Source organism: Candidatus Poriferisocius sp. (genome assembly GCF_965214065.1).
GTDB lineage: Bacteria > Actinomycetota > Acidimicrobiia > Acidimicrobiales > Bin134 > Poriferisocius.
Genome location: NZ_CBDCAT010000026.1, coordinates 253,127 through 279,577, shown reverse-complemented (window position 1 = coordinate 279,577; position 26,451 = coordinate 253,127). Strand labels below are relative to the sequence as shown.

Genomic DNA, 26,451 nt, shown 5'->3' with positions numbered 1-26,451 from the left:
GACCAGTCGCACCTCGCTGGCCCATGAATACGCCCACATAAACCAGTTTGTCGAGTACGCCGGCACACCCTTCGGCTCACAGCCGACCGGGAACTCCCGTTCCACTTCCTGTGTTGTTCACAGCACGAGCGAGGGGTGCGGTCATAGCCCGCCCGCAGCCGACACCCCGGGGGCGTGGTACCAGTTCGGGAGCCACTGGTGGACTCCGCAGACGTACTACTGGTCCTACACCGGGCATTGGAAGCCCGTGCCTCCCCCGCCGACGGCTACTGCGACGCCTCGGCCTACGGCGACGCCCACGCCTGGGCCCACAGCCACTACGACTGCGACGCCTCGGCCTACGGTGACCCCTACCCCGACTGCGACGCCTCGGCCTACGGTGACCCCTACCCCGACTGCGACGCCTCGGCCTACGGTGACCCCTACCCCGACTGCGACGCCTCGGCCTACGGTGACCCCTACCCCGACTGCGACGCCTCGGCCTACGGCGACGCCCACGCCTGGGCCCACAGCCACTACGACTACGACGCCTCGGCCTACGGCCACTCCGACGGTTACTGCGGTTCCGACGGCTACTGCGACTCCCCCTCCTCCGCCGCCCCCTCCTCCTCCGCCCCCTCCTCCGCCTCCTCCGCCTCCACGGAAGACCTGCACGTGGGGGTGGACCGACCAGACCCGGATGTCGCTGCTGCGGCGGGTGCGGTGGGAGTCGATTGTTCCCTACGCCAGTGGTTTCACGGGACATCACCATCCCGAGGTACCGGGCGGGCGGCTGTTTCTGACCGCGGCCTCAAGGGCGGGCCACGCGGTGCGCCATTGGACAGCCCTGCAACCGGGGTCAACGCTCGATGTGCTCGACGCCCCGGTGGACGGATGCCTTTGGACGGCCACTCGCGTCGGGGTGTCGCTACGAGAGCTGCTTCCCTACGAGCCTGCTGATCTGGCCAAGCTGAAGGCTCCGGGCGACGTGGCTGCGAAGGACACGGCCATTGAGGCAGCCGCGCTGTGGGATCTGCTGAGTTCCCAGCGCAAGCAATGGTTCCAAGCCGCCTTTGCCCGCAACGATCCTTCCATCGTCTGGTGCCCGCCCGGTGACTTGCCCCCTTGGACCGTGCCGGAAGACAAGGTGTTGTCGTTGTCCCCCGCCTGGGAAGCGGCCCACGGGCACTGTCGGTGGTCGATCCCCCGTCGGGGCTTCTGGGTGTGGAGCCTGCAAGTTCAGTACACCTCTGAGCAGGGCCATCACCACACCCTGGTCTTGGCCGATGATCTGTCCTGGTTCCGCGAGCCGACCGAGTATCTGGGCCAACGGATCACAATATGGTGAACCGTCCCAATAGCGAGCAGTGGTCGCCCACGTCTTGGCCAGTTGCCTTCCGCTGGCGCCTATTGGCAACGGCGGTCGTCCTGGTGGCCACCGTCGCGGCGATCGCGGCCCTGTCCCGAGACGGCCAGGATGTCGCGGAGGTTTCGGTAGTGGTGGCGGCCCAGCGGTGGGCCGAGGGCCACCCACCGGGCGATCATGCCACCGTCAACATGCCGGCCGATGGGGCGGCGCTGTTCGTCCATCCCTCCCAGCTGGCGGACACCGTGGCCGCCGTCGACGTGCCCGAGGGCACGCTGGTTTCCCCCAAGATGCTGCGCCCTCTACAAAACGGTGGCGACAGCCGCTTGACCGCGCTGATGCGGTTCATGGTGAGCGCGGATATGTGGGCTGGTTCCGGACCGGCTGCCGGAGACCGGGCCGTCTTCTCCCCCTCCTCTGGTGGGTGCGCAGCTGCGCTGGCAACTTTGTTGGCGGTGGACGACGAAGGCGCCGCCACCAGCGTGACCATAGAGGCCGACCCTGAACTGGCTGCCGTGCTGTCCGACGGTCAGTGGTGGATATGGGAGTCGCCTCCCGGGGGCTGGCCCCCGTGCCCAAGCGATGGCCCTTTCGGTCCCGGTGACGACAATGAGGCCGCGGGCTGATGCTGTTGGCAATTAGAGACAGACGGCTCGACAGCGAGGCCGTGGAGCAGGTAATGGACGGGGTTCTAGAGGGCATTGCCAGCAGCGCCCCCAGTGTGATTCTGGCCACCTCCCCTACCGAGGTTGACCAGGCATCGGCTGCCGGTCACCCCACGGTGTTCTTCATGGGAGGCGATGAGCCGGAACTCCGCCGGGAATCGGCGGTGGCCTCAGCCGCTGCGGTGTTGTGGATCACCGCCGCCGACAGCACCGACATCCGCTCCCAGCTACGGCTGGACACCGGGGCCCGCCGCTCCACGCCCATTGTCTCGGTGGTGGTGTCCAACGATCAGCCCGACGCCGATCGGTTTCGCCGCCAGCGGGTCTTCACGCTCTGGGTGCCCACCGACCCGGGTCGGAGCCATCGCCGCCGACTGAACCGGCTTGGGCGTCGGATGGCATGGACCGCCGTCGCCCCCCGCCGGCTCGACCCGCTCGACCGCGAGACCCACCTATGGTCGGCTTCGCAAGCTGCCCAAACCCGGCTGGCCGACCTGCTGGACGAAACGGGAGTCGAGGAGTTCCAAATCCGGGGCGGCGAGTGCATGATCGTCCACCGTGCCGAGGGACAGCGCGAGCGCCGGAACTCCCCATTCGCGTCCAATGACGAGTTGATCGAGACGGCCCGGCACCTGGCCAGCTTCTCCGGAGGGCAGCCCCAGCGCTTCGACATGCTCGACAGCCGGCTGGATATCCGCCTTGGCGACCGGTGGCGGCTGCACGCCGAAGCGTTCATGTGCCATCCCCCCACCATGGTCCTTCGGTCGAATATGGCCGGCCAAGCCACGTTGGACGACCTGAAAGTTGCCGCACCACCGCTTCAGAAGATTTTGGCGGGGGCGGTATCCGGGCCAATTCGGGCCAACATCGTGATCGCCGCTGCCATGGGCGGCGGCAAAACCACACTGTGCCAGGCCCTGCTGGCCACCGTCGACGGCTCCGAGAGGATCGACACCATAGAGGACACTCCCGAGCTCCGCTTGGCCCAATACGGCATCCACCCCAACAGCTTTGAGCGCCTGACCCGGGATGCCAACAACGACGGTGTGGGAAAGCTCACCATGAGCGACCACATCCGCGACGCCAAGCGCGCCAATTCGTCCAAGCTGGTGATCGGCGAGACCAGAGGCGAGGGTACCCTCGCCCTGCTCGACGCCATGAGCAGTGGGCTCAATGGCTGCCTGGTCACCCTGCACAGCCAGCCGGGGCCGGGGGTGCTGGCCAAATTGGTGTCGTACGCATGCGGCGAGGGGGCCGACGCTCGGTTCGCCCGCCAGCAGATCGCCATCGCCGTCCACCTGCTGGTGTGGATGGGCCGCAACGAGCTCGGAGAGCGGGTGATTTCCGATGTCACCCAGATCGTCAGCTACGACGATCGCCAAGATGTCATCGACACCCGGTGCCTTTGGGCCCTTCGTCCCGGCCAGCGGTGGTCGGCCCCGGTGGGCCGGCCCCATGGCCAAGTCGAGCGTCTGTACCAGTCTGTGGGGATAGACCTGCGACCGGCCGACGGCCCAGCACCGGGAACCGACAGGAGGCCGGCGGTGCCTTCTACGCCGGTGGCGACATCCCGGGTGGGAAACCGATGACCGCGCAAGCCGCGGCGGCTTTGGCCGCAGGGTTGGCCTTGATGGTGATGGTTTGGTGGCCGGCGTCGGCCGGTACCCCCACGGCGCTCTTCATGGGGAGCCTGCTGCTCGCTCGAAGGCGCTCGCTTCGAGCTGGACCGCTGCTGGCCGCGGCACTGGTCGTCCTCGGATTCATTGCCGGACTGGTGATGGTGGGGGCAACCACCGGCGTGGCCGTCATGGTGCTTACCGGCGTGGGCATTTGGGCAATCGCGGTTCAGATCAGATCGCGCCGCAGTCTGCGGGAAGCCGACGAGCTAGCCCAGCTGGCCAGCGGACTGGCCAACCAGGCGTTGGTGGCTCCCACCGTGGTGGTAGCCATCCGCCAAGCAGCGCCGCTGGTTCCCGGCCGGGTCGGTGCGGCTGCGCAGCTTATGGCCGCCGAGTGCGAGACCGGCGGCCTGGTCGAGGCGGCCGACCGCTTCTCCACCACCATCCAACGCCCTATTGCCGAGATGCTGGCCACCGTGCTGGCCGAGGCGTTTCGGGGCGGTTCCCAGTGGGTGGGGTTGGCCGGCGTCCTGGCCGACGAGGCTATGGAGGCGGCCGAGACTGCCCGCCACTTCCACCGCTATGTGGCTGCCCTCATGCCTCAGATCGCTGTCACCGTGGTGATGGCGGTTGGCATGTTGGCCATCAGCGGCTTTGCCGCTAAAGACGTGGGTCGCTGGCTTACCTCTGTAGTCGGGCAGCAGTTCATGCTGCTGTTGGCGATGTTGACCGCCGCGCTCTGCGCCCGTGTTCTGGCCCCGGCCTGGAGAGCGGGCCGATGATCTTTGTCGCTGGCATCTCGGGAGTGGCCGGGACGATGGCACTGCTGCTGGCCTCGCCCAATACCAACAGCCAGGCCGCGATTCAGGCCGCGGCCATGGGCTGGCCTCCCAACCACGTCTCGATGGCCAGCTGGACCCTGTCGGCTGCCGGCGCTGGGGTTGCCGGGCTCGTCGGGCTATCGGCATTCGGCTGGGCCGGAGGTTTGACTCTGGCGGTGTTGGCTGGAACGTGGCTGCCTCGCTTGGTGCCCGCAGCCATCCGATCGCTGGCCGCGTCGGCCTACCGCCGAGAACGGGACCAGAAGATTCTCGAGTGGATGCGCAAACTGCGGCTGTTGACCTCGGCGGGACAGCCCATCAACGCGGCCGCGGTCAACGCGGCCTTGACGGTGTCGGGTCGGGCATTCACCGTGGCCCAGGGGGCCATTGGGGCTGCTTTGGAGGCCGGACGGGATCCGCTGCCCGCGGTCACCGCGGCCATCGCCGGCTCCCCCGCCGAGCCGCTGCTGACCTCGGTAGTGGCTGCCGAGCGGGCTGGAGCGGCGTCGTCAGATCTATTGGAGAAGTCCCTGTCCCGATCGGTTCGGACCCTGGAGTCCGAGCGACGCCTGGCTATCGACCAGCTCAGCCGGGCCATCGGAACCACGGTCACCCTGGTGGCCGCCGTCGCTGGTCTCACCGTCATGGCCGCCGTCATCTTCGTGCTCTGAGGCGCGCCAGTTGCCCCAAACCAAAGGAGAAATCACCCATGCAATCAGCCATCGTCCAGATGATCTTGATCGTGGTCGCCATCGCTGCCGCTGCCATCGTGGCCTTCATCGTTTACGCCCAGCTCAGCGATAATGCTCCCAACGAAGGGCACAATATCGACAACAACCGCATCACCAGCGAAAGGCTGTGCGACGCCGTGGGCGGCACTTGGACTTCTGGAAGTCCAGGATCATGCGCCTAACCAGCCATGACCTCCCCCCTGGTCGTCCTGCGCAACGTGGTGCTGCTGATGTTCTTGTTGGCGGTGGTCACCGGTTTGTACGTGAGCCACGTCACCCGGCTGTCGGCCGACGCGGCCGCCCAGTCGGCCGCGGTCGCCGCGGCCCAGGCTGCGACCGCGGTCGGATGGCAATGCGATGCACCGCCCCCCGAGGCGTTGGCCGCCGCGGCCCGAGCGGCCTTGGGCAAGATTAAGCACCTCGCGGTGCAGCCGGTGGCCGTGGATGTGTACGCCGACGCCTGCAATCTGATCGCCGCGGTCACCGCGGCGCCGTTGGATACCCGTGTGTCGGCGCTGCACACCACCGCCATCGCCTGTCGATCGGCCACCAGCGCCGCCGCGCTCCGCGTCCCCGGATCCTGTTGATGGGATTCCCATGAGCGACGCCATTGCGTTTCTGCTGATACTTCCTGCGCTGGTGCTCAGCATCGTGGTGCTCGACGCCGCCGGGACGCTGGGCACGGCCCGGTACCGGACATCGGCCTTTACAGAGGCCGCTGCCGTTCATGCTGCCGACACCCTGGCCGAGGCCGACGCCACCACCGCGGAGCCGTCGGCTCGGGCCCGGTGGGACGAGGTGATGGCCACGGTGGATCAGTCCGGCCTCGCCGCCACCGCCGGGGTCTGCAACCAAACCGATGCCTTGTTTGAGGTCAGCCTGGTTTCCCAGCCTCGCCCTTCCCGAAGCCTCGGCGCGACACCGTCGGTGGCGGCGGTGGTGAGCTGCCCGGTGGATCTGGGTATGATTCTCAAGACCGAACGGGTCATAGCCGTGGGCATCGAGCCAGTCGACTAGGCCGATGTACTCCGCCATTGTGCTCTTGTCGCTGGGCATGGCCGTGGCTGTGGCCAGCGGCTCGCTGGCCGACCACGCTGAACTGATCACCAGTCGCAACCTGGCCGTCAACCGGGCCGAGCGGGCCGCAGGAGCCTTTGTCGATGGTTGCGGGAGCCGGGGTTGCGATCTGAGCACGGTGAACACAACCCGCCTTGACGGCACCATCCTGGCCGGTTGCGTCAGCCAAGCCGGGGGAAGTCCCGTGCTTCGAGTGGAGGCCCGCATCCCCTGGAGCCCACGGGTGTTCACTGGCCTAACCCCGGCTGTTGGCACGGTGGCCATCGACTTGGGCGGTATGGGTGTTCCCGCAACCGCCGTATTGGCCCCATGCTGAGGAAAGCCCACCAGCAGTTCTGCCATTGAACGCCAATGCGGTAGCGTGACCGCCGGTGTCTCGCAGGATTGAGATTGAGCTGACCAGCCAGCGGCCCGACGGGTCTTGGACATGGAGGGCCGCGGGCGCACGAGAGCCGAAGGGCGAGATGGCCGGCGATCTGATCGCCTTTGCGGCCAAAGTGGGCGACGAGCTGACCGTCGAGGCCGAATTCCACATGGATGGTATCGAGATCATCGAGGCCTTCGAACCCAAGATCAAGCGTCCCCTGCCGGAGACTCTGGAGATCTTGGGCTCTGGCCGAGATCAACCACTGGTGACCACCCAGTTGGTGGCCAATCGCAAGGGCCGGGATCGGGACCGGGATTCCGGCGACCGAAGGGGACGTCAGGACCGACGCGGCCGGGGCGACCGAAGGGATCGTGATCGCCAGGAAACCCGCCGCGACGATGACCGTCCCAAAGCCAAGCGCCTGCGCCCCGCACGCACCCACCGCCAGGCGTTGATCGACAGCTTGCCTGAGGAGCAAAAGCTGGTGGCTGAGAAGATGATGAGAGACGGCGTCGCCTCGGTGGAACAAGCCCTGCGGGATCAGCGCAAGAAAGCCCGTGACGCTGCCCAAGCTAAGCAGAAAGCGGCCAAGGAAGCTCCTGAGGCCGAGGCCAAACCGGAGGAGGCTCCTGAATCTGAGGCCGGGGCCAAACCGGAGGAGGCTCCTGAATCTGAGGCCAAGGCCAAACCGCCAAAGCAGGATGCGAAAGAAAAGAAGCCCAGTTCCGATCCTGCCGATGAATTTCTAGCCGCAGCCGGCAAGCTGCTCCCTCGGATGCGATCCGCGGAGTGGCGAGATCGGGTTGAGGCCGCTCTGGCCGAAATTGACGACGTTGACCTACGCGATCTGCGGTCGGTGGTGGTCGCCTCTGAGAACGGGGCAACCGACGAAGAGACCAAGGCTATGGCCGAAGATCTGCGCAACAAGCTCACCGAGCGAGTCGACAGAGAGCACGCCGAATGGCTGGCCGAGGTGGCTGCCACGCTGGCCGATGGTCGAATGGTGCGAGCCTTGAGGCTCAGCTCACGCCCCCCGAAAGCCGGAGTGCCCCTTCCCCAAGACATAGTCAACCGGTTGACAGAGGCGGCCAACGCCGCCTTGGCCAGCGACACGCCGCCCAAGCGTTGGATCACCGTACTGGGAGCGGTGGCGTTCTCGCCGGTGCGCCGAACGGTTCAGCCCCAGGGTGTCCCGGAGAATCCTGACAAGGAACTATTGGCTGAGGTCACAAAGCTGTCTGAGCGGGTTCCCCATATCGCCGCCCTGTTCGGCGTGGAACCCACCCCGCCGCCGAGGCGCAGCCGCCGCGGCGCCGGTGCTCAAGCCGCCAGCCGGAGTTAACCCGCTAGCCGGAGATAACCCGGTGGTCGGCTAGGAACTGAAGCAGGCCGTCGACCAAGTCCCACTCCTCCAATTCGTCAAAGTCCACCCATGCCACGTCGGTTGCATCGGTTGCGGCGGTCGGCGCCGCATCGGGCGCCACTGTGACCCAAAAGTCCACCACCACGTAGTGGCGTCGGCGGCCGATGAGCTCGGTCCAGCCCACGGCCTCGCCCACCTCCCCTACCAGCCCGGTTTCCTCTAGCAGCTCCCTGCGGGCAGCGTCGGCCATGCTCTCCCCCCGATGCACGCGGCCACCGGGTACCGACCACAGTCCCTCCCCCGGCGGAGTTCCTCGTCGGATGAGCAGAATGGCGCCGCCGCTTACCACCACGGCCCCGACACATAGCTCCGGCCCGCTCATGACTCCCGGTTTTGGTCAAGCTGGGTATGGACGATCAGTGCGTGGGCAGTCATCTTGAACGTCTCAAAGAAGTTCTTGGCTTCGCGGTGGCCAGGTAACACGAAGGCGTCGATCGCCACGAGCTCCTGCTCTCGGGCCCACTGCATCAAACTGCCGAACAGCGACTCCCCTACTCCTACCGAACGGCCCTCCGGTGTGACGAACAGCTCTTCGATCCGGCCAATCGGCGATCCGTCCAGGCGGACTATTCGCCGGGCCCATCCGTACCCCACCACCGTGTCGTCCCAGATGCCCGCCACCAATACCGCCTCAGGATCAGCAATAAGACCTGCCACATGGTGTTCAAGCGGCTCAGGAGCGGCCTCGGTGGCCATCCATCTTTCTCCGCCCCGGTATTCCAGCGCTTCGCGACGGGCTTCCCGGGCCAATTCGGCTATGGCACCGATCTCGTCGGCACGGGCTGGTCGGGCCGCGCCGTCTTTTGGCCGCTCGCTCATTGTTCAACCAGGCTGAGGATCGGGAGGGTTGGCGGGGCCATCAGTCGGAGCAGAGGAGTGGCCCAAGGCAATGCGCCCAAGCAGCCGAGCGGCTTCCAGTTGTCGACGGCCTCGAGCCGCCAGCTCCGCGCTCGGCTTGTCCGACTCCAGAAGGAGCCCCAAAGGCGCGAACACCAGCGCATCGAGCATCCGGTCCAGCGCCTCCCGGGAGGAGTCGGTGCTGTCGGTCGAGCTCACAACCGGGCCAGCGAAGGGCAGGGTTCCTCCCCCGACGGACAACGGGGGTTGTTGCGGGGCCCGAATTGGCTGGAGCTGACGATCAGAAAGCACCCCTCGCACATCCACTCGTTGTCCCGCTTGGGTGCGACTTGGCCCGCGGTCTCCGGCGTTGGCTCTGGGGTGTCCTCGTCCTCGTCCTCGTCGTCGCCCGCGGCCAGGCGATCCTTCAAGATGGTGTCGAGATCGGCCTCCACATTGTCGGGGTCGATGTCCTCCGTGTCGCCGTCCTCGTCGTCAGACATAGTCGAGTTGCGGGCCGATCCGTTGCCGGCCTCCTCTTCTTCGTCTTCGAGGTCTTCGTCGAGGTCTTCGTCCAGGTCGCCTTCGAGCTCGCCATCCAATTCGCCTTCGAGGTCATCATCGAATTCGCCGTCGAGGTCTTCCTCGATATCACCATCATCGAAATCCTCTACTGGGATTTCCTCGTTCTCGTCAGGGTCAGTCATTCTCCCCTGGTCCTTTTCTCAGGTATTGCGATCAGCGCGGATCATAGACACCCCTGCCCCGCGATGTGTGCTCATTAGCGATCAATGTTGTGAGGGCTTACGCCCGCTCTTCGACTTGACGTCGCTGTTCGGCTCGGCGTTCAGCATCCAACCGGCCCAAGGGGGGCTCCTCGGTGAGGTCAACGAACTTCATCATCTCTGCAATTGCCGCGTGACCGGCCTCGTCTCTGATGAGCCGCCACATCTCTTGTCCGACCTTTCGGTACACAGAGTGGCCTTGGGGGGTGGTGCGCAGTTCGATGAGGTGCATGGCCGATCGGGCGTTCAAGCTCATCGCAAAGCGCACTTTGTAGGCGAAGCACACCGCATATGAGGCCTGCTCGGGAAAGTCTCGATTCAAGAGGTGGTAGAGGTCCTCTGATCTCTCCATGACCTTGTTGAACGTTGGGGCGCAGCCCGCGGCGTCTACTGCCTCAGGGCGGGTGAACCCGTGTTGAGGAGTGAGCTTCTGCCACTCCAGTGTGAGCATTCGATGGCGCTGGAGATCTCGGAAGGCGCCGTAGTCGGAGAGGATGTCGAATCGGTAGAAGGGCCGCTCCAAGGCTCGCCCCGGCTTGTGGCGGCGGTTGGCCCTTGTCCCCGCATAGGCCCGCACCACCGACATCCGGTCTTCGGTCCCCATGGCCCTCACCTCACGCTCGAGCTGTTCCTCGGGTAGATGGGTGTAGGGGTACAGCATGGAGGCCACCATCTTGACCTCGGCTTCTGGGTCGAAGTCCACCAGGCGAACCTCTGAAACTTCATCGGCGGACAGATCCGGAGGCACCAAATGCTGGGCCACGCTCTCCACCGACTCCTGGACGTCGCCCAAATAGCGGCTCCACTCCATTCCTCGGTCTTCCAGGTCCACTCGCTTCAGGAACGAGGGGATCACCTTGCGCAGCTCGGCCAGCATCAGATCGGCGTATGCCTGGACCTCGGGGAGATCGTGGGCCCGCATCCGCAGCAGGAGCAGCTCGTACGACTGGCCGGTGCCGTAGATGCCCACATTTGACACGGTCGCCGCCGGCAGCATCCCCCGAACCGCATCCAGTGCTTTGGCTCGAACTGCCTGGCGGTAGGCGAAGTCAGAGGTACTGGAGTCCTTGGGCGTGTGCTGGCGGTAGAAATCGGTCATGTCCGGTAGGAGCTGGCCGTAGGATTCGAACATCCGGTCCATATCGCTGACGTAACGTCCCGACAGGGGTGACTCCCCCACTTGGGGGTCGCGGTAGTAGCGATAGCGTCCCCCGATGCGGGCCAGGTAGTCGATGTATCTGGTGGACTGCTCCAAATACGACATCAGCCGGCCCCATTCCAGCACCTTGGTCAAGATATTGGAGGCTTGCTCGCAGGCCAGGTGGACGCCGCCTAGCTGGGCTACCGAATCGTCCCCGTACTCGAAGAACACCCGATCGTACAGCTCCTCGGCCCGCTTGAGTCCGACGGTGGCATCGATGGTCATGTCGCCGCTGATGTCCAATTCGCCGACAAACTCGTCCAGAAACAGCCTCCGCAGTGATTTGGCCGACCGGCTGTAGCGGGCGAACAGCGCTCCTTTGACCACCTCCGGCAGGTTCACCAGTGCGAACACCGGCTGGTCGAGGTTGGTGAAATACCGGCGGAGGATGTCCGCCTCGTCACTGGTGAACTGTTCAGCGACGTACTGGGTCATTGGCGGCTGAGGGCCAGTTCATCATGAGCCAGGTCGAGGGCTTCGGGGTTCAGCCACAGATCGGCGACTGTCATGGCCATCATCTTCGCCCCGTCGAGCACCGCCTGGTCGCCGTCCGGCGATTTCGCATAGTGGGCGAACTCCGGGGTGTGGATGGGCACATGCTCGGGGGCGATCTTGATCATGGGATGGATTGACGGCACAACGTGGCTGACGTTTCCCATGTCGGTGCTGCCCACAACGGCTGCTGCGGACTCGGGCTCGTGGACAACCCGCCCTGTCTCGGCCGCGTTGTGAATATAGAGGTCCAACAACACCTGGTTGTCGATCAGGTTGGCGTAGATCGGCGCTTCGCTGCGACAATCGATGTCGACTCCGGCCGCCGCCGCCCCGGCTTCGAGGCAAGCCACCACCCGTTCTCTCAGCTCCGCCAGACTGTCGAGCCTGGGAGAGCGAACGTACCATTCCGCCGCGGCATCATGAGGAACGATGTTGGGCTTGTCCCCAGCCCGGGTGAAAATCCCGTGGATACGCTCATCGGGTCGAATGTGCTGGCGTAGCGCAGCCACATTCATGTACCCCAACACAGCACCGTCGAGGGCATTTCTTCCTCGGTGAGGCGAGGCTGAAGCGTGGGCTGACTTCCCCGCGTAAGCCACTTCAAGCTGCTCCACCGCAATGGCGTTCATCCGCATGAGCTCGTGGTTGGCGGGGTGAACCATCATGGCTGCTCTGATGCCGTCGAAGGCGCCCCGCTCCAGCAGATAACACTTGCCCCCGCCGCCCTCCTCCGCAGGGGTGCCGATTATGCTGATACGGCCCCCCAGCTCCTCGGCAAGCGCTGCCGCGGCCAAGCCCGCGCCCAGTCCTGCGGACGCGATCACGTTGTGGCCGCAGGCGTGTCCGATCTCGGGCAAAGCGTCGTATTCGCAGATCACTGCAACGTGGGGGCCAGCCCGGCCGGCTCTGGCCACGAACGCCGTGTCCAGGTCGAATGCCGAACGCTCTACTTCGAGTCCTTCGCCCTCCAGGACAGTGCAGAGCAGATCGTGGGCGGTGTGCTCCTCAAAGCAGAGTTCAGGGGTCTCGTGGATCTGGTGAGAGACGCCGAGCAGACGAGCCGCCCGCGCGTCGACCTCCGCGGCCATCTGCTGCTTGGCCAGTTCGGGAGTCACGGGGCGAATGCTAGTGGTCGCATTGACGACCGTAGTGATTCTTCGAGCCCGGCGATACCAGCGCTTCACACCACCACGGTGAGCGCGGCCGGCTCCACTCGAATCGACAAATTGGCGGCTCGCTGAACCGGCTGGCCGTCCAACTCCACCATCAGCGGCTGCTCAAGCACCGTCTGGAAGGCACCAGCGCGTTGGTACCGGATATTGGGATGGGGCAGATGGTCTCCGGTGCCGACCCGGCGCCGGGCTCGCAGCCGGTCTCCGACCGACAGCCGGCCGTGGGAGACGTCCAGCAGCCCATCGCCGGGATGGGCCTTGGGACCCAGATTCCAGCCCCCCCGCCAGGCGGCGTTCATGGCCACCAGCGCCTCCCCGGCCCACCCTCTTCGTCGAGCCGTCAGGTGGGCGCTGAACCAGAACAGCCGGCCGTCCAGGAGTACGGCGCCGACATCCACCGCGAACCGCCACGCTTCCGGCGAGCGGATGGCGTCGGGGTCGCCTCTGCCGCCGAGAGTGCGGCACAGGTCGCCTCCCAGCAAGCCCAGCTCGGGCAGTGGCAGGTTGGCCCGTCGAGCTTCTTCGATCAGGGCCCGGGCCTCGGCGTCGGTGCGAACCAGCACGCCATCCGGCCCCAGTCCTCCTGGCATCCCCCAGTTCTCACCCCTCTGAATCGGCATCGGCTTCCTCTGGGTCCTCATCTCCTTCAACGGCTCGGCGGCGTTCTCGGCGGGCTCGCATCCATCCGATGACAATGGCCACCTCGTAGAACAAGTACATGGGCACCGATAGCACCATCAGCGTGAATGGATCACCGCTGGGGGTGATCACCGCAACTAGGGCCACGATGCCGACAATGGCGAATCGCCGCCCCCGGATCAGCTGGCGGTAGTGGATGATCCCGGCGAGCTGCAAGAACACCAGCAGAATGGGGAATTCAAAGCCTATGCCGAATGCAGCCATCATCTTGATCACGAACGACAGGTACTTGGCGGGGGAGAATCCGGTCACCAAGTCCTCGCCCCCGATTGAGGCCAAGAAGTTCAGCGCCCGGGGGATGCTCCAATAGGCCAGGCCGGCCCCCAGGGTGAACAGCAGGGCCCCGGCCGCTGTGAAAGCGGCTGCGTGTCGTCGTTCTCGGGGGTAGAGGCCAGGCTGGACAAACCTCCACACCTGCCAAAGCACCACCGGAACCGCCAGGGTCAACCCTCCGTAGCCCGCCACTGTCAGTCGCACCGAGAACGGCTCCAGCGGGTCCAGCACGAGAAGCTCGCATCCTCCGAACAGGTTCTGCCTCGCCGCCTCTTCATCCACCGCTTCTTCGGGGATCACGTCGCAGTAGGGCTGGACCAGCCGGTCCAGTATCTGGGGGTAGAACACCCAGCAAACCACCGCGCCGGCCACCACGGCCAAGACGCATTTGATGAGCCGCACTCGCAGCTCGGCCAAATGTCCCATCAAGGGCATGGTCCCGTCGTCGGATCGGGAGCGGCCCGCGGTGGATTCGCTCACTGGCTGCTCGGCGGTGGGTCGGGGGCCGGTTTGTTTGCCGATTTGCTCTGCTCCACGGCCAGTTCTCCTCGACGCCGAGCTTCAGCCTCGATGGGCTCGTCCAGGGCGTTTTGCAGTTCCTGCTGAAATCCGGTGGAGATCCGGCGGAATTGGCGGATGACGTTGCCGATCTGGCGGGCCGCTCCCGGCAGTTTGTCCGGCCCCAGAACCACCAGGGCTACCACCACGATCACGGCGACTTCGGCCCATCCGAGGTTTCCCACGCTCCGAGGCTATCGCTCCTATTCCCCAGTGGGGTTGTTCGATCTCCTGTCAGCAGCACAAGATGAACCGATGGCTCCCCGGATCTCCCCCCTTCATTTGCCCCCGATCGGGTTTGCCCATCGGGGGGCCCGAGCCCAAGAGCGCGAGAACACGTTGGCGGCGTTCTCCTTGGCGCTGGAGATGGGGGCTGTCGGCCTGGAGAGCGACGTGTGGATGACTGCCGACAACCACGCGGTGCTGGACCACGACGGATGGGTGCGCTCGGGTCGGCTGAGACGGCGGCGCCCCATCTTTGACTGCCGCCGCGACGAACTGCCCGAGCACATACCCACCCTGGCCGATCTGTACGCCGCCTGTGGCGCCGATTTCGAGCTGTCGCTCGACCTTAAAGATCCCGATGCCGCCCCCGCGGTGATCGCGGCCGTGGACGGGGCCGCGGCTAGCACCGGGCGTACGCTCCGCCAACGGCTGTGGTTGTGCCACCCCGATGTGGACACCCTGGTCGAGCTTCGGGATCGGTGGCCCGATGTGCGCTTGTGCAATTCCACCCGGCTGAGCCGCATGGCCGACGGCCCCGAGCGGCGGGCCGCCGTGCTGGCTGAGGCCGGCATCGACTCGGTAAACCTCCACCAAACCGACTGGACCGGCGGCCTGGTCACTTTGTTCCACCGATTCGGGGTGCTGTGCTTCGGTTGGGATGCGCAGCAGCCCCGGGTGCTCGACGAACTGCTGGACATGGGCATCGACGCGGTTTACAGCGACCACGTCGACCGCATGGGAGCAGCGCTTGCCAACTGGTACCCTGACGAGCGATGAGCGAGCGTGCCGCCTTCCTCAGGGAACTGGTAACTCACAACCGTAAACCCATCGACTTTGACAATGTCGTTGCAACGTTCGGCAACGGCCACATAGCGGTGCGGGAAGTCACCTGCCGGTTCGAGCACGGGACTTCCACAGCCTTAGTCGGCGCCAACGGCTCGGGAAAAACGACCGTGTTGCATCTTGTCGCTGGCCTCACCCAGCCGTCGAGTGGAACGATCAATCCAAGCCCTTCAAGGAAATCGGTCGCATTGGTTCCCCAGCAGCATGGGCTACGAGCGTGGATGCCGTTGACGGTGTCCGACGTGCTGCGTATGTCCCGCTTCCGCAACCGAGGCCTAATCAAGCGTTTTGGCCCTGCGGATCGGATCATCATTGAGGACGCGGCCGAGCGCATGGAGGTACTCGACCTGGTGAATCGCCAGTTCGGAGAGCTATCGGGGGGTCAACGCCAGCGGGTGATGGTAGCCCAGGCCTTAGCCCACGACGCCGACGTGCTCTTGATGGACGAGCCTATTACCGGCCTGGACATGCCTAGCCAGGAGGTGATCATTCGAACCGTTGATGATGAGCGCAGGCGGGGCCGGATCGTGGTCATCTCCACCCATCACATGGACGAGGCTGAGCTCTGCGACCAGGTTCTTCTCCTGGCCAATCGGATGATCGCCGTGGGAACACCCAGCGAAGCACTAACCAACAAGAACTTGCAAGAAGCCTTCGGCCTCCGCATGGCTCACGGCGATGAAGAAGACTGTGTCTTTCACGGAGAGCACGACAGTCACGAGGACGGGATCCTCCACGTCTTCAACGATCACGGTCACGGCCACGATCACGGTTACGGCCACGACCACTTTGACCGCTGAAACCGCGGCGATCTTCGCCGGCTAGCAGGCTAGAGCCGGCCGAACTCGGTGACCGGCCAGATGCGCAGGAAGGCGTGTCCCACTATCAGATGCTCAGAGATGGGACCGAACGACCGGCTGTCGGTGGAATTAGCCCGGTTGTCGCCCATGACGAACACCTCTCCCGCCCTCACCAGGCAGCCTTCATTCACGAGGGGGGTGCATTTGGGGGGCATATTGCCCGCGGTGATGCCGGATGACTCCAGATAGGGCTCGTGGAGACGCCGGCCGTCTATGTACACCTCCCCTTCGACGAATCTGATGACCTCGCCGGGGAGGGCGATGACCCGTTTGATGAGGTCATCGGTTTGCCGGCCGCCCACTCCCTGCGGCCGCTCGAACACCACAAGGTCGCCTCGGTTGATGTCATGGAGGTCATAGCCCAGCTTGTTCACCAACACCCGGTCGCCGTTGCTCAAGGTGGGCTCCATGGAAGTGAAGCGGATGTAATACGCCTGAAAGAGCACTGCCCGCAATATCAAGGCCAAAGCCAGTGCTCCGGCTAAAACGGCCACCCACTCAATAGTGACCCGCAGTCCGGTCTTGCCCGACTTGGCCTCTGAGGCGCCTCCGGTTTCCTCAGAGGAGTCTGCGACACCGCTTGGCGAAACCGCCTCTTTCGACGCGGGCTTTGACTCGTCGCTCATGATGCGAAAGCCCTCTACTCGTATCGGGCCAGAACCCGCTGAGCGGCGACCTGTGCCTGGTCGTTGGCCACCGGAGGGTCGGCATGCCACAGCTCGGCCTGAGTGCCGAGTTGGAGAAGCAGCCGTTCCAACCGGCCGATCTCGCTTACTGGCAGGGTGGCCTCGATCTCGCCGCTGTCGAGAGCTGTCTGCTTGTCGGTCGGATATTTTTCGATGGCCCAGGAGGTGCCCGGAGCCAGCCGCAGCACAACCCGGGGATCGCCCTCCCGAGCTTCAAAAGCCGACGGTGTACCCGCCTCATCAGGCGGTTCAAAAGGCGTCTCCAGCATTTGGAGAGATCTGATCCGATCGATGCGGAAGACTCGTACACCACCGGCCTGCTGGCAATGGCCCTGCACATACCAGTTTCCCAGCTCCGAGAACACCCGAAGAGGATGAATGACGCGCTCGGATTCCTGGCCTCTTCCGTAGCTGAAGTATCGGATCCGCACTTGGCGGTGTCCGATGGCTGCTTCCAGCAGCGGTTCAACCCATTCGTCTGCCGACTCTCCCAGGCTCACCGCCAAGTCCTCCCCCACGCTCACTCCTAGTCCGTCGGCCAGTTTGGCCAATCCCCGGCTCAGCGGGCCGTCGGGATCAGCTCCGGTCAGCAGAGCCTCCCCGGCGCCAATCAATCCCAAGGCCTGCCCATGGGTGAGCCTGAGCGGGCGGGAGAAGTAATCCGCGTTGCTGATGGCCACCCATCCACCGTTTTCCTCTTCGTCCAAGCCCATCACGTAGATCAGCTCATCTGGAGTGAAGGGATGCAGCCCCACGACGAACAGCACCTTCACGAGGTCCTCTCGTAATTCCGCCTCGGGATAGTCGAATCGCTGGGATACCTCACTCAGCTCGGCACCGCCTTGGGACATGATCCAGGGAACCAACTCCAGCATTCGCCGAAGCCGATCCCCTGCGCTCAGCCGGCTCATTGGCTGATCCCCTCAAGCCAGGCCACCATGTCGGCGCGCAGTTCGGGGGGACCGAGAATTTCGGCATGCTCCAGAAACTCCAAGACCAGCGACCGAAAGGCCTCTGGACTGCGGACCACCACCTCAAATATCGCCGAACCGTCGGAATCCTTCTCCGAGGCCTCTTGTCCGAGACGCCGCGCCGCCCACATCGCCTGATCGGGGTCAACCTTTAGCGTGGCGGTGACCGCCGGGGCAGTTCCAAACTTCCACGGCTGAAACGACACCCAACCGGCGGTGCCCTCTGGCTGCTGGAAGCCGCCGGGGGAGCCCAGTTCGACTTCGCCTTCGATTCGGTCTACCCGGAAGGTGCGCTTGTCGTCCCGACCCCGATCATGGCCCATCACGTACCAGTGGCCTTGATCGAAGGCCAGGGTCCACGGCTCCACCTCGCGGTGTTGACCGCCGTAGGCGAAGCTGGCCACCCGCTGCTCGGTAATCGCCTGAAAGATGTCCGCCAGAGCGGGATGGACGGGCACCGCGGCCAGCTCGGCATCGGTACCCTCCCCTACCCGGCCGCCCAGCTTCCACAGCGCCTCCGATCCCGAGACCCCGTCGAAGCGGACCGCGGTGGCTGCCCGATGCAGGGCGGCCAGCTCATCGGCCTCGAAGTCCATCTCCGGCAAGGAGTAGTCCTGCTTGCGGATGCGGTACCCCCAGGTCTCCCGCTCCTGGCCGGGAACCGGCCCAGAGATGACCGGGATGCCGACATCGGCCAATTGGTTCATATCCCGATGGAACGCCCGCTTGGCTGCCGAGCTGTTCTCTGGATAGCCGGCCGAGTCCTCTCCGCGGGAGATGCCCACCCTCTGGTGCAGTTCCTCGATGGAGAGGAAGCGAGGGGTGTCGATCAACGCGGCGATGAGCCGAAGCAAGCGCTCCAATCTGACCTGCTCCGGCTTTCGCCTGGACATCACAGGGATTCGATCAGTTTCTCGACCCGTTCGTCGTGGGCGCGGAACGGGTCCTTGCACAGAACGGTCCGCTGGGCCTGGTCGTTCAGCTTCAAGTGCACCCAGTCCACGGTGTAGTCCCGTTTGCGCTCTTTGGCTCGCCGGATGAACTCACCCCGGAGTCGGGCCCGGGTAGTGGCCGGCGGATTCTCGACGGCATGGTTGATCTCGGCGTCCACGCACATACGCTCGGTCATGCCCCGGTTCTGCATCCGGTAGAAGAGGCTGCGCGACCGATTCACATCGTGGTATTGGAGGTCCAGCAGGGCCACCCGGGAATCGCTGAGGGCCAGGCCGTGGCGTTCCCGGTAGGCCTCGATGAGGTGGTGCTTCATCACCCAGTCGCACTCCCTGCTCAGGTTGAGGGGATCCTTGGCGATTTGGGTCAGACAGTGCTCCCACATTTGCAAGGCCTGCTTATCTTGGGGATTCAGGTCGCGGCTGTCGGCGTATTTGAGGGCGCGGTCGAGGTATTCGGACTGGATGTCCAGGGCGCTGACCTCGCGGCCGCTGGCCAAGCGGATGCGGCGAGTGCAGGTTTGGTCGTGGCTGATCTCCCGAATGGCTCGAATGGGGTTGTCCAGCGTCATGTCCCGCAGCGCCACCGACGGATCTTCCAGCATCCGCAGCAGAATGCCGGTGGCCCCCGTCTTCAGGAACGTGGCGTACTCGCTCATATTGGAGTCGCCCACGATGACGTGAAGCCGCCGATAGCGCTCGGCGTCGGCGTGAGGCTCGTCGCGGGTATTGATAATCGGACGGGAGCGGGTCGTGGCGCTCGATACTCCCTCCCAGATGTGCTCGGCCCGCTGGCTTATGCAGTACGCAGCCCCCCGAGCCGTCTGAAGCACCTTGCCCGCCCCGGCGTAAATCTGGCGGCTGACCAAGAAGGGGATCAGCACCTCGGTGTACTCGGTGAAGTCGTCGCGCCGGCTCGTGAGGTAGTTCTCGTGGCAGCCATAGCTGTTGCCGGCTGAATCGGTGTTGTTCTTGAACAAGTAGATGTCGCCCTGGATGCCCTCCTCCCGCAGCCGCAGCTCCGCGCTCTCGATGAGCGTTTCCAGGATCCGCTCGCCGGCCTTGTCGTGGGCTACCAGGTCGTATACCGAATCGCACTCCGGTGTGGCGTACTCGGGGTGGGATCCCACGTCGAGGTACAGCCGGGCGCCGTTGACCAAGAACACGTTGCTGCTGCGGCCCCAGGACACCACCCGGCGGAACAGGTAGCGGGCCACCTCATCGGGGCTGAGCCGGCGATGGCCCCGAAGCGCGCAGGTCACGCCGTATTCATTTTCTATCCCGAAGATGCGCCGGTCCATCAGTCCAATAGCCTGGCCAATTCGTCGCCCTCGATCCTCTGAAACGCCCTCCGGCCGGTTTCCCGCACCAGAATGGCCACCTCGAGGTCGTCAGCTTCCAAGGTTCGCTCCTGGCCGCTCAGCGCGGCCGAAGAAGCCTTTACCGCATCACCCACTTCCCAATCGCCGTCGTAGGTCTGACCCAGCCGCTCAGCAATGGAGTCAGCCTCTCCCCCCAACACTGTGTAGCCGGATTCATCGTTGACGGTGCCGTCGTAGAGCACGTGGAACATCTGATCTCCACCGGGCTCTGACTCCACTTCAGCCACCAAGATCTCCACCTCCATCGGCTTCATCTCGTGGGTAAAGGTCTGACCCAGCACCTGGGCGTACTGATTGGCCAGGCTTCGGGCGTCCACGTCCTCGCGGCTATAGGTGTATCCCTTGAGGTCGGCGTGGCGCACGCCGGCGATGCGGAGCTGATCGAACTCGTTGTAGCGGCCGACGCCGGCGAAGGCGATGCGGTCGTAGATCTCGCTCACCTTGCGCAGGGTGTTGGACTGGTTCTCCGCGCAGATCACGATGCCGTCGCTGATGCTGAGCGCAGTCAGGGCTCGGCCTCGGGCGATTCCCTTGCGGGCGAAGTCGGCCCGATCCTTCATCAGCTGCTCAGGGGCAACGTAGAAGGGCATGGTCATCGAGAATCACCCCTTCTGGTCTCCAATCTGTCCAGCAGATCGCGGAACCGGGCTTCCACCTCGGAATCGTCCACTCGTTCGAAACCTTGGGCACCGATGACTGCCACCACTGGGTAGATGCCCCGCACCAGATCGGGGCCCCCGGTGGCAGAGTCCTCCTCAGCCGTGCGGAACAGGGCCGACACCGCCAAATCGATCATCTCATCGGCATCGGCATCGGGTCGGTATCCCAGCTTGATGACCGTTCCCGCGTGAAGACTCCCTGAACCTCCCACCGCATACTCCCGCTCCTCGTAGCGACCCCCGGTCACGTCGTATTGGAACAGCCGACCGATCTCACGGGATCGGTCATAGCCGGCGAACAACGGGACCACCGCAAACCCCTGCATAGCTGCGGGCAGGTTGTTTCGAACCATCATGCCTAGCTGGTTGGCCTTGCCGTCCAGGCTGAGAGCCTTGCCCTCCACTTTCTCGTAGTGCTCGAGCTGCAATTGGAACAGCCGCACCATTTCCATGGCCGGCCCGGCAGCCCCTGCTATAGCCACCCCGGAGTAGCGGTCGGCGGGGAACACCTTCTCGATGGTCCGATGGCTGATTAGGTGTCCAGCGGTGGCCCGACGGTCTCCTGCCATTACCACTCCCTGCTGGCAGCGAATGGCGGCCACCGTGGTGGCGTGGGTTATGGCCAAGTCGGTAGCGGGGATGTCGGGCGTCGGCGGCGCAAGTCCGGCAGAGCGCAGCAACGCCGCGAAATTGGGGCCCGGGTCGCCCCCGGCTGCAAAGAGGGGCAGCGTCACAGTTGGCAGACTACCGCTACTGGCCGCCCTTTTGGATATAGGACTTCACAAAGTCCTCGGCATTGGACTCCAGTACCTCGTCGATCTCGTCCAACAGCTCGTCGAGCTCTGCCTTCAACTCCTCGCCCTGCCCTGAGACCGCCGGAGCTTCTTCGACATCAGACTGCTCTCGTTGGGGTGCGGGTCTTTTGATTTGTTCTCGTTCCGCCATCTCATCCCCTCATGCCCGGGTGCTTGCCGATCACGATATCGCACTCTCCCCGAAGTGAGGACAAACCGAAGTAAAGACAAATTGTCGAGACGCCCTAGCGCGAGCTCTGTTCTCCCAATCGCTTCAGCAGCTCAGCGGCGGTGTCGCAGTCGGCCAGAAGGTCGTAGACATGGTCGGCCGTGCCCCTGGCGGGTTCCATCATGGGTACTCGTCGGAGCGGCTCGTCGCCCACGTCGAACACGATCGAGTCCCAGTTGGCCGCCACAATGTTGGGGGCCCACCGCTTCAGGCACTGGCCTCGGAAGTAGGCCCGGGTGTCTGTCGGTGGCTCGGAGATAGCTGCTCGGGCGTCTTCCACAGGCACTAGGGCCTCCAAACCCACCCGGGCCGCCACCGATCGTTCGGGCCTCAAGTCGTGGTATTGGAGGTCGAGCGCGGCCAGGCGGGCGTCATCGGGTCGCAAGCCATGGCGCTGGGACAATCCCCGTATCAGCTGGAATTTGGCCACCCAGTCGAGTTGGCGTGCCAAGGTCATGGGGTCGGCCTCCAAACCAGCCAAGACCTGCTCCCAGCGGTCGATCACCATGTCGCCCACCGGGCCGCCCACTGCGTCGAGCCCGTGGCTGTCGGCGTATTTGCGAGCCTGGTCCAACAGATCCCACTGGATCTCCAGCGCCGTGGCGGTGGTGCCGTCGGCCAGCTCCAGCGTCTTGGTCAGGCTCAGATCGTAGGACACCTGCCGCATGGCCGACACCGGTGTCCGGAAACGGAACTCCCGAGGCAAGACGTTGTCCTCCACCATGGCCAAGACGACGGCGGTGGTCCCCACCTTGAGGAAGGTGGCCACCTCCGACATGTTGGCGTCTCCGGTGATGACGTGCAGCCGGCGGTAAAGCCGGGCATCGGCGTGAGGCTCGTCCCGGGTGTTGATGATCGGCCGTTTGAGCGTGGTCTCCAGTCCCACCTCCTCTTCGAAGAAGTCCGCTCGCTGGGTGATCTGAAACGGTATCTCCGCGGTGGTGAGGCCAGGAGCCTCCGAGCCCACCTTGCCCGAGCCGGTGAAGATCTGGCGGGTTACCAGGTGGGCGGTGGCATGGACCACGATCTGGGAGAAAGGCGTGGTGCGGGCCATGAGGTAGTTCTCGTGGCACCCGTAGCTGTTGCCCTTGCCGTCGGAGTTGTTCTTGTACACCACCAGCTCTTGGCCTTGGGGCAGAACCCGGGCGGCCGACTCCATGGAGCGCATCAGAATCAATTCGCCCGCTTTGTCGTAGCGGGTTGCATCCAGGGCGTTGCTGCACTCAGGGGTGGACAACTCGGGATGGGCATGGTCCACGTAGTAGCGGGCGCCGTTGGTGAGCACCGCGTTAACCAAGTGGGTCTCAATCTCGGGGGCCAGCGATCCCAGGGGGGCGATGCCCCGGATGTCGTTGCCGGGCATCTCGTCCTCGAAGTCCCAGGACACCCCGGACGCTGGCCCTCCCTCCCCGGTGCGCTCCACTTCCGACAGGTATGAGTTGATGAGCAGAGATGAGGCGGTGATCGGGTTGGAATCCTCGGCGCCGGTGTGCGCGATCCCGAACTCGGTCTCAATGCCGCAGATCTTGGGGACCGCCATGGTTGGCACGCTAGTTGACTTGAGCCGAAGGTCTGGCGGCAATCGAAGGTCAGAGGTATTGGCCGGGGCCGACTCCTTCGATGGAGCGCCCGCCCTGGTTTGTCTCCTCGTTGGACAAGAGTGTGCGGACAAACACGATCCGCTCTCCCTTCTTGCCCGATATCTTCGCCCAGTCGTCCGGGTTCGTGGTGTTGGGCAGATCCTCGTGCTCTCGGTACTCCTGGTACACCGAATCCAAAAGGTCGTTGATGTGGATGCCCGGTGCGCCGCCGGCGATGGAGCGCTTGATGGCCAGCTTCTTTGCCCGCCGCACCACGTTTTCGATCATGGCACCGGATGCGAAGTCCTTGAAGTACATGATCTCTTTGTCGCCGTTCTGGTAGGTAACTTCCAAGAACTGGTTGCGCTCCTCCTCCAAGAACATCTCAACCACGGTCTGCTCGACCATGGACTGGATCGCCTTGTCCGGGTCTCCTCCACCTAGCCCCTCCACCATCTCGGCGGCGATAGGTACCTCGGCAGTGAGATAGCGGGCGAAGATGGCCCCGGCGGCTTCGGCATCGGGACGCTGGATCTTGATCTTCACGTCCAGGCGTCCGGGCCTCAAGATGGCTGGATCGATGAGGTCCTCCCGGTTGGAGGCGCCGATCACGATCACGTTGCGCAGCGCCTCCACCCCGTCGATCTCGGCCAGGAGTTGGGGGACCACGGTGGACTCCATGTCGGAGCTGATGCCGGTGCCCCGAGTGCGGAACAGCGACTCCATCTCATCGAAGAACACAATGACCGGCCAACCTTCGGCCGACTTCTCCCGAGCCCGCTGGAATACCAGCCGGATCTGGCGCTCGGTTTCGCCGACGTACTTGTTCAAGAGCTCGGGGCCCTTGATGTTGAAGAAGTAGGAGCGGGCCTCCCGATCGGAGTTGATATGGGCGACCTTGCCGGCCAAGGAGTTGGCCACTGCCTTGGCGATCAGGGTCTTGCCGCAGCCGGGTGGGCCGTACAAGAGGATGCCTTTCGGAGCGGGAAGCTGGTACTCAGCGAACAATTCCTGGTGCATGAAGGGCAGTTCCACCGCGTCGGTGATCTGCTCGATCTGCTCGTCCAGTCCTCCGACCTGCTCGTAGGTGACGTCAGGTACTTCTTCCAGCACCAGATCTTCCACTTCGGGTCGAGGCAGGCGTTCTACGAGCAGCCCTGAACGGGAGTCCATCAGCGCGGTGTCTCCACTGTTCAGCGGCTGGTCGATCAACTCCGCGGCCAGCTCCACTACCCGCTCCTCGTCGGCCCGCCCAACGATGATCGCCCGTCGCCCGCAGCTCAGCACCTCTTTGACGGTCACCACCTCGCCGGTGCCATCGCCCACCCGGGACAGCACCACGTTCAGCGATTCGTTCAGGACCACCTCTTGGCCTCGACGCAGCCCGTCTACCGCGATCTCCGGGTGCAGCGCGACCCGCATCTTGCGTCCCCCGGAGAACACGTCGACCGTGCCGTCGTCGTTGAGGTCCAAGAACGTTCCGTACGCCGACGGCGGCTGGGTGAGCTTGTCCACCTCGTCGCGCAGCGCGGAGATGTGCTCGCGGGCTTCTCGCAGGGTATAGGTGAGCTTTTCGTTCTGGGATACGGCCTTGGCCAGCTGCCCTTTGGTTTCCAACAGCCGCTCTTCCAATGTGCGAACGCGTTTGGGAGCATCTTGAAGCCTTTGGCGGAGCACCGCCAGCTCTTTCTCCAGAGCTGCCACCTGCTCGGCCTGAGGAAAATTCTCCTCTGGCCTCTCCTCGTCCGCCGCCGCGTTCGCGTCTGCCATACCCACCCGACTCTATACGCCTTCAACGAAGTGCCGATGCATGATTGCGTTCTGACTGTCTACCCGCTCGGAGGAATTTCCGCTGCATGGCAGAGATCGACCCTCGGTCGGTTACACTGAAGGAGCTCCCAACGTCTACCATGCCCGGCGTCCGCCATTTGTCACGAAAGGGCTACTGCACCGATGCAAATGAAGGTCTGGATCGATCAGGATCTCTGCACTGGTGACGGTCTCTGCGAGGAGATCGCCCCAGATGTCTTTACGCTGCTCGACGATGGCCTGGCCTACGTCAAAGAGGGCGAAAAGGTTTTCAGCGAACCGGGTGGAGTCGAGGGACTGGCTATCGTGCCCGAGGGGCAGGAAGAGGCCACCATCGAATCAGCCGAGGAATGCCCTGGAGAGTGCATCTTCATCGAGGTCTGAGCCTCCGCTCAACTCTCTAATCGGCCAGCCTTCTGACCGCAGTCACGAACCCGGTGTGGCCCACCATTCGGTGCTCGGGTCTGACCGCGTCTCCTTTGATATGCCAGCCGCGGTGCAGAATCTCCACCGTGGAAGCCGCCGCCCAGGGTCCGGCCTCGCAGGCTTCTCGCAGCTGAGCGGCCTGCACGATGCTCGGGGTGTAGGCCGCCAAGATGCCGCCGGGATGCAGCGAGGCGGCTGCGTGGGGCACAACTTGCCAGGGCTCGGGCAAATCCAGCACCACCCGGTCCAGCCCCTTGTCGTCAATCCCCTGGTAGCAGTCTCTGATCTCAACCTGGAAGCGCTGGGTGACCTCTGATCCCAGAAAGCCCGTCACGTTCTCTACCGCTTGCTGGGCAAAGTCCTCTCTGATCTCGTAGCCCAGCACCGTCGCTCCGGCTCTCAACAGGCTTATCGACAGTGCCCCTGACCCCACGCCCGACTCCAGCACCCGAGCGCCGGGGAACACGTCGGCCAGCATCAAGATGGCCGCACTGTCTTTTGGATACACCACCTGCGCTCCCCGGGGCATCTTCAGCACGTAGTCGTGGAGGGTGGGACGCCAAATGGTCAGCTCGGCGTTGCGGGATGTGCGCACCAGCATTCCCTCGGTGCCACCGATCAACTCATCGTGGGCCACCAAACCCGCGTGGGTGTGGAACTCTCGGCCTTCGGCCAGCGTCACCAGGTATCGGCGGCCCTTTCGGTCGGTGAGCAGGACCAATTCGCCGTCTCGGAGCGTCCGGCTCACCGGGATTCGTCGGGAAGATGTGAGATAAGCAGGCTTTCGCCGGGGCGCAGCTCCTCAGTAAGCACTGCTCGAAGGCGGCGGGTGCCGGCCACCCGGGTCAACAGACGGAACCCCCAGGCCACACCGCCCAAGATGAGCCATGCTCGGCTTCCGCCTAGTACCCCGCGTCTGATGGCTTGTCGGCGCAAGTATCCCAGCGGGTCGGGAATCATCCCCATCCG

General features: G+C 64.5%; 34 protein-coding genes. 14 read left to right on the top strand and 20 right to left on the bottom strand.

All coding sequences use genetic code 11. From position 1 onward, the window contains the following. Positions 1–198 precede the first annotated feature (198 nt). From ACOOGG_RS05550 to ACOOGG_RS05500, 11 genes are read left to right on the top strand one after another with little or no spacing between them, the layout of a single operon-like run. On the top strand, positions 199–939 hold the full coding sequence (locus ACOOGG_RS05550) for a hypothetical protein (RefSeq protein ID WP_420433122.1): 741 nt from the start codon (positions 199–201) through the stop codon (positions 937–939). Continuing rightward, complete coding sequence (locus ACOOGG_RS05545; RefSeq protein WP_420433120.1) at positions 902–1,327, top strand: hypothetical protein; 426 nt, start codon at positions 902–904, stop codon at positions 1,325–1,327. The genes ACOOGG_RS05550 and ACOOGG_RS05545 overlap by 38 nt, the downstream gene beginning before the upstream one ends. Beyond that, on the top strand, positions 1,321–1,971 hold the full coding sequence (locus ACOOGG_RS05540) for a hypothetical protein (RefSeq protein ID WP_420433118.1): 651 nt from the start codon (positions 1,321–1,323) through the stop codon (positions 1,969–1,971). The genes ACOOGG_RS05545 and ACOOGG_RS05540 overlap by 7 nt, the downstream gene beginning before the upstream one ends. Further along, positions 1,971–3,599, top strand: a complete 1,629-nt coding sequence (locus ACOOGG_RS05535) for an ATPase, T2SS/T4P/T4SS family (protein WP_420433116.1) — start codon at positions 1,971–1,973, stop codon at positions 3,597–3,599. The genes ACOOGG_RS05540 and ACOOGG_RS05535 overlap by 1 nt, the downstream gene beginning before the upstream one ends. Continuing rightward, positions 3,596–4,411 carry a hypothetical protein gene (locus tag ACOOGG_RS05530; protein WP_420433114.1) on the top strand — a complete coding sequence of 272 codons (816 nt, stop codon included), beginning with the start codon at positions 3,596–3,598 and terminating at the stop codon, positions 4,409–4,411. The genes ACOOGG_RS05535 and ACOOGG_RS05530 overlap by 4 nt, the downstream gene beginning before the upstream one ends. After that, positions 4,408–5,121 carry a hypothetical protein gene (locus ACOOGG_RS05525; RefSeq protein WP_420433112.1) on the top strand — a complete coding sequence of 238 codons (714 nt, stop codon included), beginning with the start codon at positions 4,408–4,410 and terminating at the stop codon, positions 5,119–5,121. Before ACOOGG_RS05530 ends, ACOOGG_RS05525 begins: the two co-directional genes overlap by 4 nt. Positions 5,122–5,159: 38 nt before the next feature. Continuing rightward, positions 5,160–5,363: a hypothetical protein gene (locus ACOOGG_RS05520; protein WP_420433110.1), complete on the top strand. Its 204-nt coding sequence runs from the start codon at positions 5,160–5,162 to the stop codon at positions 5,361–5,363. A 6-nt stretch (positions 5,364–5,369) separates the two neighbouring features. After that, the gene (locus ACOOGG_RS05515) at positions 5,370–5,768 is read left to right on the top strand and encodes a hypothetical protein (RefSeq protein ID WP_420433108.1); all 399 of its coding nucleotides are present in this window, start codon (positions 5,370–5,372) and stop codon (positions 5,766–5,768) included. 10 nt (positions 5,769–5,778) lie between these two features. Further along, positions 5,779–6,198, top strand: coding sequence for a hypothetical protein (locus tag ACOOGG_RS05510; RefSeq protein ID WP_420433106.1), 420 nt, complete (start codon positions 5,779–5,781; stop codon positions 6,196–6,198). Positions 6,199–6,202: 4 nt separating this feature from the next. Beyond that, a complete protein-coding gene (locus ACOOGG_RS05505) occupies positions 6,203–6,574 on the top strand; it encodes a hypothetical protein (protein ID WP_420433104.1) in 372 nt (123 codons plus the stop codon). Positions 6,575–6,629: 55 nt separating this feature from the next. Beyond that, a complete protein-coding gene (locus ACOOGG_RS05500; protein ID WP_420433102.1) occupies positions 6,630–7,967 on the top strand; it encodes a hypothetical protein in 1,338 nt (445 codons plus the stop codon). Between the two features lie 4 nt (positions 7,968–7,971). Here ACOOGG_RS05500 and ACOOGG_RS05495 read toward each other — a convergent pair whose 3' ends face one another. The 9 genes from ACOOGG_RS05495 to tatB all read right to left on the bottom strand — a co-directional run bounded on the left by ACOOGG_RS05495 (position 7,972) and on the right by tatB (position 14,253). Beyond that, the gene (locus tag ACOOGG_RS05495; RefSeq protein ID WP_420433100.1) at positions 7,972–8,370 is read right to left on the bottom strand and encodes an NUDIX domain-containing protein; all 399 of its coding nucleotides are present in this window, start codon (positions 8,368–8,370) and stop codon (positions 7,972–7,974) included. Further along, on the bottom strand, positions 8,367–8,867 hold the full coding sequence (locus ACOOGG_RS05490) for a GNAT family N-acetyltransferase (RefSeq protein WP_420433098.1): 501 nt from the start codon (positions 8,865–8,867) through the stop codon (positions 8,367–8,369). The genes ACOOGG_RS05495 and ACOOGG_RS05490 overlap by 4 nt, the downstream gene beginning before the upstream one ends. A gap of 3 nt (positions 8,868–8,870) precedes the next feature. After that, on the bottom strand, positions 8,871–9,104 hold the full coding sequence (locus ACOOGG_RS05485) for a hypothetical protein (RefSeq protein ID WP_420433096.1): 234 nt from the start codon (positions 9,102–9,104) through the stop codon (positions 8,871–8,873). Continuing rightward, positions 9,101–9,592: a hypothetical protein gene (locus ACOOGG_RS05480; protein WP_420433094.1), complete on the bottom strand. Its 492-nt coding sequence runs from the start codon at positions 9,590–9,592 to the stop codon at positions 9,101–9,103. Before ACOOGG_RS05480 ends, ACOOGG_RS05485 begins: the two co-directional genes overlap by 4 nt. Positions 9,593–9,689: 97 nt before the next feature. Further along, positions 9,690–11,306 (bottom strand): FAD-dependent thymidylate synthase, encoded by a 1,617-nt coding sequence (locus tag ACOOGG_RS05475; RefSeq protein WP_420433092.1) that lies wholly within the window; start codon positions 11,304–11,306, stop codon positions 9,690–9,692. Further along, the gene (locus tag ACOOGG_RS05470) at positions 11,303–12,481 is read right to left on the bottom strand and encodes a M20 family metallopeptidase (protein WP_420433090.1); all 1,179 of its coding nucleotides are present in this window, start codon (positions 12,479–12,481) and stop codon (positions 11,303–11,305) included. Before ACOOGG_RS05470 ends, ACOOGG_RS05475 begins: the two co-directional genes overlap by 4 nt. Positions 12,482–12,546: 65 nt before the next feature. Next, complete coding sequence (locus ACOOGG_RS05465) at positions 12,547–13,158, bottom strand: hypothetical protein (RefSeq protein WP_420433088.1); 612 nt, start codon at positions 13,156–13,158, stop codon at positions 12,547–12,549. Further along, complete coding sequence (gene tatC, locus ACOOGG_RS05460) at positions 13,139–13,990, bottom strand: twin-arginine translocase subunit TatC (RefSeq protein WP_420433086.1); 852 nt, start codon at positions 13,988–13,990, stop codon at positions 13,139–13,141. The genes ACOOGG_RS05465 and tatC overlap by 20 nt, the downstream gene beginning before the upstream one ends. Continuing rightward, positions 13,987–14,253, bottom strand: coding sequence for a Sec-independent protein translocase protein TatB (gene tatB / locus ACOOGG_RS05455; RefSeq protein ID WP_420433084.1), 267 nt, complete (start codon positions 14,251–14,253; stop codon positions 13,987–13,989). Before tatB ends, tatC begins: the two co-directional genes overlap by 4 nt. 70 nt (positions 14,254–14,323) lie before the next feature. On the opposite strand from tatB, the gene ACOOGG_RS05450 reads away from it, so the two are divergent. Together ACOOGG_RS05450 and ACOOGG_RS05445 are read left to right on the top strand one after the other, a co-directional pair. Further along, positions 14,324–15,070, top strand: coding sequence for a glycerophosphodiester phosphodiesterase (locus ACOOGG_RS05450; RefSeq protein WP_420433082.1), 747 nt, complete (start codon positions 14,324–14,326; stop codon positions 15,068–15,070). Next, positions 15,067–15,936, top strand: coding sequence for a metal ABC transporter ATP-binding protein (locus tag ACOOGG_RS05445; RefSeq protein WP_420433080.1), 870 nt, complete (start codon positions 15,067–15,069; stop codon positions 15,934–15,936). Before ACOOGG_RS05450 ends, ACOOGG_RS05445 begins: the two co-directional genes overlap by 4 nt. A 29-nt stretch (positions 15,937–15,965) precedes the next feature. Here ACOOGG_RS05445 and lepB read toward each other — a convergent pair whose 3' ends face one another. The 9 genes from lepB to arc form a co-directional block, all read right to left on the bottom strand. Next, a complete protein-coding gene (gene lepB, locus ACOOGG_RS05440; RefSeq protein ID WP_420433078.1) occupies positions 15,966–16,622 on the bottom strand; it encodes a signal peptidase I in 657 nt (218 codons plus the stop codon). Positions 16,623–16,636: 14 nt separating this feature from the next. After that, entirely contained in the window at positions 16,637–17,593 is a 957-nt protein-coding gene (locus ACOOGG_RS05435; protein ID WP_420433076.1) for a helix-turn-helix transcriptional regulator, read from the bottom strand. After that, positions 17,590–18,546, bottom strand: coding sequence for a helix-turn-helix transcriptional regulator (locus tag ACOOGG_RS05430; RefSeq protein WP_420433074.1), 957 nt, complete (start codon positions 18,544–18,546; stop codon positions 17,590–17,592). Before ACOOGG_RS05430 ends, ACOOGG_RS05435 begins: the two co-directional genes overlap by 4 nt. Beyond that, the gene (gene pafA / locus ACOOGG_RS05425; protein ID WP_420433072.1) at positions 18,546–19,904 is read right to left on the bottom strand and encodes a Pup--protein ligase; all 1,359 of its coding nucleotides are present in this window, start codon (positions 19,902–19,904) and stop codon (positions 18,546–18,548) included. Before pafA ends, ACOOGG_RS05430 begins: the two co-directional genes overlap by 1 nt. After that, positions 19,904–20,581 carry a proteasome subunit alpha gene (gene prcA / locus ACOOGG_RS05420; RefSeq protein ID WP_420433070.1) on the bottom strand — a complete coding sequence of 226 codons (678 nt, stop codon included), beginning with the start codon at positions 20,579–20,581 and terminating at the stop codon, positions 19,904–19,906. The genes pafA and prcA overlap by 1 nt, the downstream gene beginning before the upstream one ends. Next, positions 20,578–21,378 (bottom strand): proteasome subunit beta, encoded by an 801-nt coding sequence (gene prcB / locus ACOOGG_RS05415; RefSeq protein ID WP_420433068.1) that lies wholly within the window; start codon positions 21,376–21,378, stop codon positions 20,578–20,580. Before prcB ends, prcA begins: the two co-directional genes overlap by 4 nt. Before the next feature lie 16 nt (positions 21,379–21,394). After that, positions 21,395–21,589, bottom strand: a complete 195-nt coding sequence (locus ACOOGG_RS05410) for a ubiquitin-like protein Pup (protein WP_420433066.1) — start codon at positions 21,587–21,589, stop codon at positions 21,395–21,397. 94 nt (positions 21,590–21,683) lie between these two features. Beyond that, on the bottom strand, positions 21,684–23,207 hold the full coding sequence (dop, locus tag ACOOGG_RS05405; RefSeq protein WP_420433064.1) for a depupylase/deamidase Dop: 1,524 nt from the start codon (positions 23,205–23,207) through the stop codon (positions 21,684–21,686). A gap of 49 nt (positions 23,208–23,256) precedes the next feature. Beyond that, positions 23,257–25,017, bottom strand: a complete 1,761-nt coding sequence (arc, locus tag ACOOGG_RS05400; protein ID WP_420433062.1) for a proteasome ATPase — start codon at positions 25,015–25,017, stop codon at positions 23,257–23,259. A 189-nt stretch (positions 25,018–25,206) separates the two neighbouring features. Here arc and ACOOGG_RS05395 point away from each other — a divergent pair, with 189 nt between their 5' ends. Further along, positions 25,207–25,440 carry a ferredoxin gene (locus ACOOGG_RS05395; protein WP_420433060.1) on the top strand — a complete coding sequence of 78 codons (234 nt, stop codon included), beginning with the start codon at positions 25,207–25,209 and terminating at the stop codon, positions 25,438–25,440. A 16-nt stretch (positions 25,441–25,456) separates the two neighbouring features. On the opposite strand, the gene ACOOGG_RS05390 is transcribed toward ACOOGG_RS05395, so the two are convergent. Together ACOOGG_RS05390 and ACOOGG_RS05385 are read right to left on the bottom strand one after the other, a co-directional pair. Further along, the gene (locus ACOOGG_RS05390; RefSeq protein ID WP_420433058.1) at positions 25,457–26,230 is read right to left on the bottom strand and encodes a tRNA (adenine-N1)-methyltransferase; all 774 of its coding nucleotides are present in this window, start codon (positions 26,228–26,230) and stop codon (positions 25,457–25,459) included. Next, positions 26,227–26,448, bottom strand: a complete 222-nt coding sequence (locus ACOOGG_RS05385; protein WP_420433056.1) for a hypothetical protein — start codon at positions 26,446–26,448, stop codon at positions 26,227–26,229. The genes ACOOGG_RS05390 and ACOOGG_RS05385 overlap by 4 nt, the downstream gene beginning before the upstream one ends. Between the last annotated feature and the right edge of the window lie 3 nt (positions 26,449–26,451).